This is a genomic window from Kluyvera sp. CRP (genome assembly GCF_019930565.1).
GTDB classification, from domain to species: Bacteria; Pseudomonadota; Gammaproteobacteria; order Enterobacterales; family Enterobacteriaceae; genus Kluyvera; species Kluyvera georgiana_A.
The window spans coordinates 59519-71792 of sequence record NZ_CP082841.1; the positions used below are offsets into that span (position 1 = coordinate 59519).

The window sequence follows — 12274 nt, forward strand, 5'->3', positions numbered from 1 at the left end:
ATCAGCGATCCTCAATAAAGTAATCTGACAGGCAACGATTACGTTCTTTCATTGGCCGGTCGCAGCGGATGACAGAGGCGCGCGGCAGCATGGCGTACCAGGCAACGTAGATCCACGGGTAATTCACACAGCTCTCGGCAAACTGCACCACGTAGGACAGCGCCTTCTCGCGCTCGGCTTGCGTTTGTATATCGTTCGCCATATAGATGCGACAACTTCCCGACGAAGCGGCAAACCGATAGCCATCCGCAAAGAGCGCCTCCCCGGCGTTGCTATGGCCAATACCAATCATGACTGCTCCAGAAAGCGTCAATACGCTAAACAGGGCGATCATTATCCAGAATGGGCGCACTGCAAGTCGTACCGTCCCTTCCCGCCTGCTAAAATCGGCAGCGGGTGCTTCCTGTGGTAATGGTTCGACAATCGCCGAAGAGGGTATCGACAGTTCAGCCTCGAGAGATTGAGGCTGTGGGAGCGCCTCACGAATGACGATTTCCGTATCGCTGGCAAGCGTTAAACCAATACGGGGAATGGTCACTATCGGATCAACCTCAAAGCCAATCTTCTTCAACCCTTTGCGGAGAATAGAAATATTCTGGTAATACGTATTGGGTGAAACCAACATTCCCCGTCGCAGCCATACGTTCTCCAGAAACTCCTGCTGAGTGACAATGGTCCCCGCTCTTTCAATTAATAACAATAAGCAGCGACCTGCAGGTGAATTTAATACAACAACATGGTCTGGCTGGCTGACTCTGCGCAGCGTGCCCGTTGCAGGATGAAATTCAATAAGGCCGTTAATGATATAATGCTTATGCATAGTGTCGGTTAAAGTTCTCCATTTCCATTTATCTAACCCAACCCGTATTAATCTCGTGAGGTATCAAGGTCATTGCCGCACCGCGCTGAAGATTAATGTGACTGATAAATGTAAGGCTGTATATGTTGCCCGTTGGCGAAAAGTCTTATTTTTTCTTTCATTCCTTTCACTTCACTTAACCCCATCAATCGCGTCAATGCCAGGTAGAATGCGGTATACAGACCGTTTCACAGCACCTCTTTTGCTTTTCTCATCTTTTCTGAAGTGAATCAACATCATGATAAACACATTGATTAATAAAGAATTAATTTATTACTCATGAAATCACCAATCTTCTTCGCGTGTTTCTCAGCCATTCATCCTCGCCTACTTGACATTGACAAAAATAGACTTAATAAAAAATTGAATGCAGCAGACATAGATGTCTTCTTTATTCAGCCCCACATATCGAGAAACCATCTTAAATGCAGATATAGTGCGGGCTACAGGATGGTTTCATTTATCATTGAGAAATGAAACCATCAGCAAAAATCGAGATAATCACTCGGGAAAAGTGAATCAGCGTAAGCACCAGCTTTGCCATCATCACACAACTCGACAATGGCCTTACGAAACATTTATCAAAGCCAGACTTTCATGAACAATTGTCGCTATGCTCAGTAATGAGCAATAAACGTTACAAAAATTCATGGATGCTTCGCGCATATGCACTCTGCAAACCGGCATTTGATATAACGTGAGATTAGTTAAGATTAATTCAGTCCACCTATTCATTCTCCGGTGTATAGTGGATTCATGTAATGTTTAATTGCTTCGAGAGTACCGGTTGTAAGCAGCCGCTTTGGCTCTCCTCATTACAATTATAAATTGAGGAATAACATGGAGAAAAAACTCGAACGCGCTCAGTTTCTTAATGTGGCATTAATGGGAGGCGATAGCTATGCGCGCCATGGCATTACGGCTTTATTGCACAACATAGCCCCTGAAACACATATTGTGATATCCGCCGGAGATTATATCCAGCTTGATAACGCGCTAAAGAAATGCACTGTAGATATTCTTTTGCTATCCGGCGTGGAAAATAACCGGCCGGGATTTGATTGTCTGGAATATATAAAAAAGATCCGTATCAATTATCCGCAGATGATGATTTGTATGTATTCCGTGTCATCGGGCTCACTACTGTGGGTTCGAGGAGATATTGATGCTTATATTTCCTTGCAGCTGCCAATTTATCAGTGGCGTTCGCGTCTGCAAAAGATGATTGGCACTCGCTACCAGCGAGAAGACAAGCCGGTGGTGTTATCGCTGACACCTGGTGAATGGAGAGTACTGAAGGAATTAAAGAACGGACTGGATATTCGCTACATTGCCGAAAGAGAGAAGCTTTCTTACCGCCGGGTTAGCGCGTTAAAAAATTCGGCGATCAGAAAACTTGGGCTCAGAAATAAGACAGATTTGCTGGTCTTCTTAACCAGCTAGACCTGCCGTGTTCAGATCACATCCCGAACTAACAAAACAATGGAAAAAACAAATGAAAGCAAGCATCAATAACAAAACTCTGTTGGCCTTAAGCATCGCAGCACTGTTACCTATGGGATCAGTTATGGCGGCCACCACCAGCGGCGGTACCGTGAATTTTAACGGGAGTGTGGTGACCACCGCCTGCGCGATCAGCGCCAATAGCGCCAACATTGACGTCGATATGGGACAGGTCCGTACCGCAACGCTGGCAGCCGCTGGCAGTGAAGCAAGCACCGCAAAAGCATTCTCTATCATCCTGGAAGATTGTGAAATCGCCGATACCTCTGCATCAACCGAGCAGGATCCGATTTCCGCGACAACGGTAGCGGTCACCTTCAGCGGTACACCAGACGCTACCGATACCGACAGCCTGGCCGCCGGGTCAAACGGCAGCAGTTCTTCCGCGCAGCATGTGGCAATCCGCCTGTATGACGAGCAAGGCAACATCGTGAAATTGGGTGAACCTGCCGCAGCTATTCCGCTGCGTAACGGCTCCAATATCCTCAACTTTAGCGCGAAATACTATTCACCAGAAGGTGGAGCAACCGCGGGTGATGCCAGCGCGGTCGCCACCTACACCGTAACCTACTCGTAATACCACAGCCCGGTGATGCCGCCGGGCCACTCATTCATCAGGAGAAACACCATGCGCTCATTAACCTGGATCTGCCTGGCCGGTTCACTGTGTACCTCCGTTGCCTATGCGGGCGGCGTGGGGCTGGGTGCCACACGAATGGTTTACTCCGGTGCGGTGTCACAATCGACATTGCAGGTCAGAAACACGCACGACACATCGACATTCCTGATCCAATCCTGGGTAGAAGATGCGTCCGGTAAACGCTCTAACGACTTTGTCATCACACCCCCGCTATATGTGCTGAAGCCGTCGACGGAGAGCGTGGTGAAGGTGATGTTCACCGGTAAAGCGCTGCCGCAGGATCGCGAAACCCTGTACTGGATAACGGTCAAAGCCATTCCGCAACAGAATAAAAGCAGTGCGGAAAACTCGCTGCAGTTCGCCTCCGCAAATCGCATTAAAGTCTTTTATCGCCCGGAAGGTATTGGTAATGACGCCAGCGAAGCGTGGAAAAAAATCAGCGGTAAGGTACAGGGGGGCAAAGTGATCCTGATAAACCCAACGCCCTATTACCTGACCACCATCAATCTAAAAATTGACGGTAAGCCGGTAGCGCCGGTGATGATTCCGCCCAAAGCCAGTACGAAACTGGACGGCGTATTCACACAGGCCAGTGCCATAAGCTACCAAACCATCAACGACTATGGCGCATGGACGCCGGCAAACAACATCGCCTTAATCCGGAACTAGTCACATAAGGCATATAAGCGTGAAAGTAAAAATCGTTTGTGCTCTGGTGATTTTCTCCGCCATGCGTCATGCCGCGGCGGCAGCGGATGATTTGCAATTCAACCCCGCATTCCTTAACGGCGAGAATGCAGCGACGGCCGATCTCTCGTGGGTTAACGCCGGTAGCGCGCTGCCTCCGGGCGATTACAGTATTAACGTTTATATCAACAGCCATTACGCGTTCACAGGGACCGTGAATTTCAGCACAGACAACCGGGAAACTCAGGGTCTATCGCTGCCCTGCCTGACCGCGACGCAGTTGGATGCGCTAGGGGTTGATACCCACCAGACCACGGAGGGCACCTTGCCGTTGACGAAACGCTGCTATTTCCTGAATCACCTCTTTCCCGGCGCAAACTTTGATTTTGACCAGAAAACGCTGACGCTTAACTTCACGCTGCCACAGAGCAACATGCGTAACCTGCCACGCGGTTTTGTTAGCCCGGAAAGTTGGGAGCGTGGAGTCACGTCCGCCTGGCTGAACTATGTAGTGAACGGTGCCAACAATGAATATCAGGACACCACGCGGACTCGCGACCAGCAACTGTTCGTGAGCCTGAACAGCGGTGCCAACCTGGGGCCGTGGCGGTTACGCGATTTCACAACCTGGACCAAAGATACCAACGAGCTGACCCACGTACAAACCTGGCTACAGAGGGATATTCCCGCTCTGCACGCACAGATCTACGCGGGAGAAACCTACACCTCCCCTCAGGTATTTGATTCCGTCGGGCTGCGCGGTATTGCCCTGAAAACCGACGATAACATGCTACCCGCCAGCTTGAATGGCTACGCACCGGAAGTCCGCGGTATTGCGCGCAGCAACGCCACGGTGACCATCCGCCAGAGCGGCAACATTATCTATCAGACCAACGTCACTCCGGGGGCCTTTGTGCTTAAAGATCTCTATCCAACGTCATCGGGAGGGGATCTTGCCATCACGATTGAGGAGAGCGATGGCAGCAAAACGCAATACACCGTCCCATTTGCCAGCGTGCCTAATCTGGTGCGCGCAGGACAGTTTAAGTACGCGCTGGGCGCCGGTAAATTTCGCCCCACGGGCAGCCAGGACTCGCCGGAATTGGCCCAGGGGGAACTATTCTTTGGCTGGCAGTACGGTTTGACCTTTTACGGAGGCGCGCAGTTTTCCTCGAACTACAATGCCCTGGCGCTGGGTGTGGGGCAAAATCTCGGGCGACTTGGAGCCTATTCTCTCGACATCACCCACGCGCGAAGTACGCTGGCGGATGACAACCGCTATACCGGTGATTCGCTACGCCTGCGCTATAGCAAGCTGCTGAATAATATCGGTACACGATTTAATTTCTATTCTCTGCGCTACTCGACCGAGGGATTCTATACCCTCAGCGACACCACCTATAAGGAGATGCGCGGCGGAACGGCAAAACAGGTCGTGGCAGATGACGGCACGATGACCACCAGCTATGAGAACGTCTATAACCTGCATATGTCGCGCAAAGCCAAAAACCAGCTTCTGCTGTCGCAATCGTTGGGTGAATGGGGCTCGCTGTCGTTATCATGGGATCAGCAAAGCTACTGGAATACGTCGAAAAAAACGCAGGGGATTCAGTTTGCCTGGAATACAACCTTAAAAGGCGTCTCCGTCGGCGTGAGCTTCCAGCGCAGCACCAGCCTGTACGATAACGAGCGAGATAATATTCTGGCGATGTCCCTCTCGGTACCGTTCGGTCAGCCTCAGCTCGCAACCCGTACACGCTTTACTACCACACATTCCGATTCGACGGGCACGACCAATAGCGCCGGTATCAGCGGCTATGTACCGGGGCAGGACAATTTGTTCTACAGCATCAATCAGCGTTACAGCCGCCAGCAACAGTACGGCGGCGACGCCATGCTGCAATATGAAGGCCAGTGGGGTGACTACAACCTGGGCTATAGCTACGGCAATCACTCGCGCAACCTGAGCTACGGTATCAGCGGCGGCGCGGTACTGCACAGTGGCGGCCTGACACTCAGCCAACCATTAGGCAACACCAACATCCTGATCAGCGCACCAGGCGCAAGCAATGTCGCGGTCCTTAACCATAAAGGCATCAAAACCGACAGCCGCGGCTACGCGGTTATCCCTTATGCCACGCCATATCGTGTGAATCAGGTCGCGCTGGACGTCACCACCGTCGGCAACAATGTGGAACTGGACAACGCCATCGTCAACAAAACGCCAACCGACGGTGCAATGGTACTGGCTAACATCACTACACGTCAGGGAGCAAAAGGGATGTTTATCGTCCACTATCGCCGTGACGTACTGCCCTTTGGCACCGTCGTTTCACTGCAGGACGACGACCGGACCAACAGTATCGTCGGCGATGGCGGTAGCCTGTATCTTTCGGGCCTACCGCAACAGGGCACGCTCAACGCGGTATGGGGACGCGGCAGCGATCAGCGCTGCGTCATACGCTATCAGTTGACTGAAAAGCGCTATAACGCCCGCACCGGCCTCTATTCGCAGGAGGTGGTATGTCAGTAATCTCGCGCACATCCGGCATTGCGTTGCTGCTGGCCGTTGCCACACCAGCGCAGGCCTATGACGTATTGATTTCCGTTACCGGCAACCTGATTGGCAATACCTGTGAGGTCTCAACAGACTCTAAAGAACAGGACGTCTATCTGGGCAATATCAGCGCCAAGCAGTTCAGCGGTAGTGGCGCGGTCAGTAATATCACCACGCCATTCACGCTGAAGCTGGAATCATGCGGCCCAACGTTTGCTGGTGTGAAGATTCGTTTTAGCGGCACGCCAGATACGGAAAACCCACAGTTGATCAAAATTGCCGACGGCGGCGCTACCGGTGTGGCAGTTCAGATCCTCGATAAAGAGGGCGCGATCATTCCACTCAACACCCTAACATCAACCTACGGCGCGGCGGGTAACGATAGCGTACAAATGACCTTTTATGCGCGACTGGCGGCCAACGGAGCGACGGTCAACGCGGGAAATGTGTCGGCCATTGCCACCTGGACTACGGAGTATCAATAATGCGATTTTTACTATGTTTGTGTTGGCTGCTGGCCTCCAGCAGCGTCTGTGCACTGGAGTGGAAATCTGATATTACCCTTTCCCCCACCGCCATGACCTATACAGGCCCGGCAGATTCCGTTGTCCCCGGAAAGATCATTGGTTCGACATGGAGCGCCACTGCCAGCGTTCAGCAGGTCTTCTGGTGCGGTTACATTTTTACCTGCTCTAAGGGCACACTTGAACCAAGTAGCAGCGTTCTCTCGACAGGGATGACGGTCACGATTGATGGCGCAAACTACTCAGTTTTTGAAACGGGTGTTTCCGGTATTGGCTTTATCCTTGGACTGAAGGACTTTAACGGCACAACCTATGTGCCTATGAAAACCACAATAACGCAGACCTATCCGGCAGATGGCACAAATGGCTATGCGCAGGACTTAGGCTGGTCGGCAAAGGTAACGTTTATCAAAACAGGAACGGCGCTGAAGTCGGGGGTCTATCAGACTCCCACAATTAACGCTGCCATTCTTACCGCCTATAACAATGAAACCAAAACCGCGCAGGTGATTATCAATCCGACCACCTTTACCGTAACCGCCAGCGGCTGCACCGTTGGCACCAAAAGCGCCAACGTGAATCTGGGGACGCTTGATGTGCGCACGCTGCCCAACGTGGGGAGTACTTCGCCGTCAGGGACATTTAACGTTAGCCTCACCTGCGATCAGTCAATTGCCGTCAATGCCGTGATGACTGACCAGACAACGCCGTCGAACACGTCGTCTGTGGTCACGCTTACCGGTGACTCTACCGCTTCCGGCGTGGGCGTACAGTTCTTTTATAACGGCAGCGGGCCGCTGATGATGGGGCCAGACAGTTCCGCAGCCGGAACGACCAACCAGTTCTTTATCCAAACGACCTCTGCCGCACAGACGCTGTCGCTGCCATTTCAGGCGCAGTACATTCGAACCGGCGATCTGACGCCGGGGTCTGCCAACGCGCTGGCAAGCATTACGTTTTCGTATCAGTAGGAAAAATGTCTGACAAGGAAGAGTGGGAAGCAGAAATGAAAAAGGGCCAAGCTATTTCTAGCTTGGCCCTGAATAGTGGCGGAACGGACGGGACTCGAACCCGCGACCCCCTGCGTGACAGGCAGGTATTCTAACCGACTGAACTACCGCTCCGCTGTGTTCCCTTGGGAACGAGGCGAATATTACGGATTCCCTCGGAAACCGTCAACGCTTTTTCTCTGTTTTTGAATCGTTTGCTGCAAAATTCGCCCACACGCTTATTTTCACAGCAAAATAGCGGTTTTATGCCCGCCAGAGACAGCTTCCGCCCTTCTTCTGCACCAGATCAAGCCGCGATTCATGGTTCATCAGCTCTTCATCGGTCGCATAAACAACGCGCAGTTTACTCGCCGCGCGGACAATACGCTGAATTCCGGTATCCCCCACCTGTTGCTGCCCTTCGCCTTCCATCGCAAATTTAATCGACGTCTGCCCACCGGTCATCGTCAGATAGACGTCTGCCAGGATCTGGGCATCGAGAAGCGCGCCGTGCAGCGTACGCTTGGTGTTGTCTATTTCATAGCGCGAACACAACGCATCGAGGCTGTTACGCTTGCCGGGGAACATTTTCCTCGCCAGCGCCAGGCTATCGGTGACTTTACAAAAGGTATCGGTTTTTGGAATACCGCGATTGAGCTTACTAAACTCATAGTCCATAAAGCCGATATCGAACGATGCGTTATGGATGACCAGCTCCGCGCCGCGAATGTAGTCAAGAAACTCATCGGCAACGTCGGCAAAGGTGGGTTTATCCAGCAAGAACTCGTCGGCGATACCGTGAACGCCGAAGGCTTCAGGGTCCACCAGCCGGTCGGGCTTGAGATAAACGTGGAAGTTGTTGCCGGTCAAACGACGGTTGATTACTTCGACGGCACCGATCTCGATGATCTTGTGACCTTCATAGTGCGCGCCGATCTGGTTCATACCGGTGGTTTCGGTATCCAGAACGATCTGTCGCGTAATTGCAGTGCTCATATCAGTCATTTATGTCAGACTTGCCGTTTTACTTTCGATTGCAGATACAGGAAGTCTACCAGAGATGCTTAAACAGGTAGAAATTTTCACCGATGGCTCTTGCCTTGGTAACCCAGGCCCTGGCGGTTATGGCGCTATTTTACGCTATCGTCAGCGGGAAAAAACCTTTAATGAAGGCTATCGCCTGACCACCAACAACCGGATGGAGCTGATGGCGGCGATCGTCGCGCTGGAAGCGCTGAAAGAACCGTGCACCGTGGTGCTGAGCACCGACAGCCAGTACGTACGCCAGGGGATCACTCAGTGGATCCACAACTGGAAAAAACGTGGCTGGAAGACGGCGGATAAAAAGCCGGTGAAGAATGTCGATCTCTGGAAACGGCTCGATGCGGCCCTCGGCCAGCATGACATCCGCTGGGAATGGGTGAAGGGCCACGCCGGGCATCCGGAGAACGAACGCTGTGATGAGCTGGCACGAGCGGCAGCCTCCGCGCCAACCCACGACGACGTTGGCTACCAGCCGGAAGCCTAAGCGTCCGGCGGTTTACGGTACTGTCGGGTCGCGCCGACCGCCTGCGGGATACGGCTTTTTGCCTTATTTTGCCGCATCGGGTTCAGCGTCAACGGAATGGTGCGTTTACGTGCAACAATCAGTTGCAGACAACCCAGCGCAGGCAAATGGGTGCTCAACATGACGCCCCCCTGCTTCGCCCAGGGCAGCACCTGAAAACGGCTCTGGTGCAGCACTTCAAAATTCAGCAGCGCCAGCCAGTCGAGCTGGCGGGTCATGGTAAACATTCGGCTGTTGTAAGGGACGGATTTGCGCAGCACCGGAAACAGCTTGCGTAGCCCCATCAGGCTCACCGGGTTGAAGCTGCTGATAATCAGCCAGCCGTCATCAATTAACACACGGTCGGCTTCGCGCAGCATACGGTGTGGGTCGCTGCACCAGGGCAAGGTATGGGCGAGCAGGCAGGCATCGACCGACTTCTCGGCAAACGGCAGATGCAGCGGATCGGCCAGTACCTGCATCGGGCTGCCTTCCAGCGAGATATTGACCTGATGTGAGATCGCACAGGCTTCGGTATTGATTTCGGCGCTCAGGTTACCGACCTTGAGCAGGTGAAAACCGTACAACTTTCCGAGCCAGGGTTTCAGTTGACGATCGATAGCCTCGCGATAATATTCACCCCAGGGCAATTGCGCCCACGAGACAGGCGCTGAGACTGTTTGAGGTATCCTTGCCGGTTTCATCACACCTTCCCTACGCTTAAGAGGTAACTAATGAATCTTAACAGTATTCCGGCATTTCAGGACAACTACATCTGGGTTCTTAATGATGAAACGGGCCGTTGTCTGATTGTCGATCCCGGTGAAGCCGCCCCGGTACTGGCAGCGATCGCCGAAAACGGCTGGCAGCCGGAGGCGATCCTCTTAACCCATCACCACAACGATCACGTTGGCGGCGTGTCGGATCTGCATAGGCATTATCCGAATCTGATGGTTTACGGTCCGGAAGAGACACGCAACAAAGGAACAACAAAAATTGTCGCCGATGGCGATCGGATCCGCGTACTCGACCAGGAATTTCACGTTTTCGCTACACCGGGGCACACTTTAGGACATATCTGTTTCTACAGCGCGCCGTGGCTTTTTTGCGGCGACACCCTGTTTTCCGGGGGCTGCGGACGTTTATTCGAAGGCACGCCAGCCCAGATGTACCGCTCGCTGCAGCGCATTAACACCCTGCCAGAAGAGACGCTAGTTTGTTGCGCACATGAGTATACGCTCTCCAACATGAAGTTCGCCCTGAGCGTTTTACCGCATGATTTGTTCATTAACGAATACTATCGAGAAGTGAAGGAGTTACGCGCAAAAAACCAAATAACACTCCCCACAACTCTGAAAAAGGAGCGTCAAATTAATCTCTTTTTGAGAACGGATAATATTGATTTAATTAATGAAATAAACAAAGAAACAAAGTTGCTACAATCTGAAGAGCGTTTTGCATGGTTACGGTCAAAGAAAGATAACTTCTGATACTTCCGGGTTGCGTTTTCGAAAGTTCGTCGTTATTATCGGTCGTCTTTTAAGCAACTATTGACACACACATGAAGGCAAAAGCGATATTACTCGCCTCTGTCCTGCTCGTGGGGTGCCAGGCGTCACAGCAGGGCAACGTCCAACAGCACGCACAGAGCCTTTCTGCGGCTAGTCAAGGGGAAGCAAGTAAATTCGCAAGTCAGGCACGTTGGATGGACGATGGGACATTCGACATGCAGAATCAGGACTTGTGGGCTTATATTGGCGACGAGCTAAAGATGGGAATCCCGGATAACGCCCGGGTTCGCGAACAGAAACAGAAGTACTTACGAAATAAGAGCTATCTCCACGATGTAACTTTACGGGCAGAGCCGTATATGTACTGGATAGCCGGGCAAGTTAAGAAACGTAACATGCCTATGGAACTGGTATTACTACCCATAGTGGAGAGCGCTTTTGACCCGCACGCAACGTCTGGCGCCAATGCCGCAGGCATCTGGCAGATCATTCCGAGCACAGGGCGCAATTATGGTCTGAAACAGACCCGCAGTTATGACGCACGTCGTGACGTCGTTGCTTCCACAACGGCAGCACTGGATATGATGCAGCGTCTGAACAAAATGTTCGACGGCGACTGGTTATTAACCGTGGCGGCGTATAACAGCGGTGAAGGCCGTGTAATGAAAGCGATGAAGGCGAACAAAGCCCGTGGTAAGCCTACGGACTTCTGGTCACTTCCATTGCCTCAGGAAACAAAGGTCTACGTACCGAAGATGCTGGCTTTGAGCGACATCCTCAAAAACAGCAAACGCTATGGCGTTCGTCTGCCAACAACCGACGAAAGCCGTGCGCTGGCGCGTGTTCGCCTCGATAGCCCGGTTGAGATCTCTCAGCTCGCAGACATGGCTGGTATGCCGGTCAACAAGCTGAAGACCTTCAACGCAGGCGTTAAAGGTTCTACGCTCGGCGCAAGCGGTCCAAAGTACGTGATGGTGCCACAGAAGCATGCAGATCAGCTGCGTGAATCCCTGGCCTCCGGTGAAATTGCCGACCTCCAGCCAACGCTGGTTGCTGACAATACGCCGATGTCCAGCCGCAGCTATCAGGTTCGCTCAGGCGACACGCTGTCAGGTATTGCATCGCGCTTAGGCGTGACGACGAAGGACCTGCAGCAGTGGAACAACCTGCGTGGTAGCAACCTGAAAGTGGGCCAGAGCTTAACGGTAGGTGCGGGCAGCAGCGCTGCGCGTCTTGCCGATAACAGCAGCATTACGTACCGCGTACGTAAAGGTGATTCGCTGTCGAGCATTGCAAAGCGTCACGGCGTGAACATCAAAGATGTGATGCGCTGGAATAGTGACACTGGCAACCTGCAGCCGGGCGATCAGCTCACGCTGTATGTTAAGAACAGCGACCGTCCTGACTCCTGACAGGCATCCTGTAAAAAAGGCACCGTTTCCCCCGGTGCCTTTTTTT

General features: G+C 52.4%; 12 protein-coding genes and 1 tRNA gene. 9 read left to right on the forward strand and 4 right to left on the reverse strand.

What is annotated here, in order from left to right; translation table 11 throughout:
- Window position 1: 1 nt before the first annotated feature.
- Window positions 2-820 carry a winged helix-turn-helix domain-containing protein gene (locus tag K7B04_RS00305; protein ID WP_163449460.1) on the reverse strand — a complete coding sequence of 273 codons (819 nt, stop codon included), beginning with the start codon at window positions 818-820 and terminating at the stop codon, window positions 2-4.
- Window positions 821-1699: 879 nt separating this feature from the next.
- Between K7B04_RS00305 and K7B04_RS00310 the strand changes: the two genes are divergently transcribed.
- From K7B04_RS00310 to K7B04_RS00335, 6 genes are read left to right on the forward strand one after another with little or no spacing between them, the layout of a single operon-like run.
- Entirely contained in the window at window positions 1700-2302 is a 603-nt protein-coding gene (locus tag K7B04_RS00310; protein WP_163449459.1) for a LuxR C-terminal-related transcriptional regulator, read from the forward strand.
- Between the two features lie 52 nt (window positions 2303-2354).
- Window positions 2355-2939 (forward strand): fimbrial protein, encoded by a 585-nt coding sequence (locus K7B04_RS00315; RefSeq protein ID WP_163449458.1) that lies wholly within the window; start codon window positions 2355-2357, stop codon window positions 2937-2939.
- Window positions 2940-2990: 51 nt separating this feature from the next.
- The gene (locus tag K7B04_RS00320; protein ID WP_163449457.1) at window positions 2991-3671 is read left to right on the forward strand and encodes a fimbria/pilus periplasmic chaperone; all 681 of its coding nucleotides are present in this window, start codon (window positions 2991-2993) and stop codon (window positions 3669-3671) included.
- A gap of 19 nt (window positions 3672-3690) precedes the next feature.
- Entirely contained in the window at window positions 3691-6222 is a 2532-nt protein-coding gene (locus tag K7B04_RS00325; protein ID WP_163449456.1) for a fimbria/pilus outer membrane usher protein, read from the forward strand.
- Window positions 6213-6731, forward strand: a complete 519-nt coding sequence (locus tag K7B04_RS00330) for a fimbrial protein (RefSeq protein ID WP_163449455.1) — start codon at window positions 6213-6215, stop codon at window positions 6729-6731. The genes K7B04_RS00325 and K7B04_RS00330 overlap by 10 nt, the downstream gene beginning before the upstream one ends.
- Window positions 6731-7741 (forward strand): fimbrial protein, encoded by a 1011-nt coding sequence (locus K7B04_RS00335; RefSeq protein WP_163449454.1) that lies wholly within the window; start codon window positions 6731-6733, stop codon window positions 7739-7741. The genes K7B04_RS00330 and K7B04_RS00335 overlap by 1 nt, the downstream gene beginning before the upstream one ends.
- Window positions 7742-7817: 76 nt before the next feature.
- On the opposite strand, the gene K7B04_RS00340 is transcribed toward K7B04_RS00335, so the two are convergent.
- Together K7B04_RS00340 and dnaQ are read right to left on the reverse strand one after the other, a co-directional pair.
- Window positions 7818-7894 (reverse strand) — tRNA-Asp (locus K7B04_RS00340).
- 129 nt (window positions 7895-8023) lie between these two features.
- Window positions 8024-8755: a DNA polymerase III subunit epsilon gene (dnaQ, locus tag K7B04_RS00345; RefSeq protein ID WP_167576676.1), complete on the reverse strand. Its 732-nt coding sequence runs from the start codon at window positions 8753-8755 to the stop codon at window positions 8024-8026.
- Between dnaQ and rnhA the strand changes: the two genes are divergently transcribed.
- Window positions 8709-9287 (forward strand): ribonuclease HI, encoded by a 579-nt coding sequence (gene rnhA / locus K7B04_RS00350; RefSeq protein WP_167576678.1) that lies wholly within the window; start codon window positions 8709-8711, stop codon window positions 9285-9287. The genes dnaQ and rnhA overlap by 47 nt on opposite strands.
- On the opposite strand, the gene K7B04_RS00355 is transcribed toward rnhA, so the two are convergent.
- Window positions 9284-10009 carry a class I SAM-dependent methyltransferase gene (locus tag K7B04_RS00355; protein WP_167576680.1) on the reverse strand — a complete coding sequence of 242 codons (726 nt, stop codon included), beginning with the start codon at window positions 10007-10009 and terminating at the stop codon, window positions 9284-9286. The two genes, rnhA and K7B04_RS00355, sit on opposite strands and share 4 nt — an antisense overlap.
- A 30-nt stretch (window positions 10010-10039) precedes the next feature.
- On the opposite strand from K7B04_RS00355, the gene gloB reads away from it, so the two are divergent.
- Window positions 10040-10795, forward strand: a complete 756-nt coding sequence (gene gloB, locus K7B04_RS00360) for a hydroxyacylglutathione hydrolase (RefSeq protein WP_223803269.1) — start codon at window positions 10040-10042, stop codon at window positions 10793-10795.
- 71 nt (window positions 10796-10866) lie between these two features.
- Entirely contained in the window at window positions 10867-12228 is a 1362-nt protein-coding gene (mltD, locus tag K7B04_RS00365) for a murein transglycosylase D (protein ID WP_167576683.1), read from the forward strand.
- Window positions 12229-12274 lie beyond the last annotated feature (46 nt).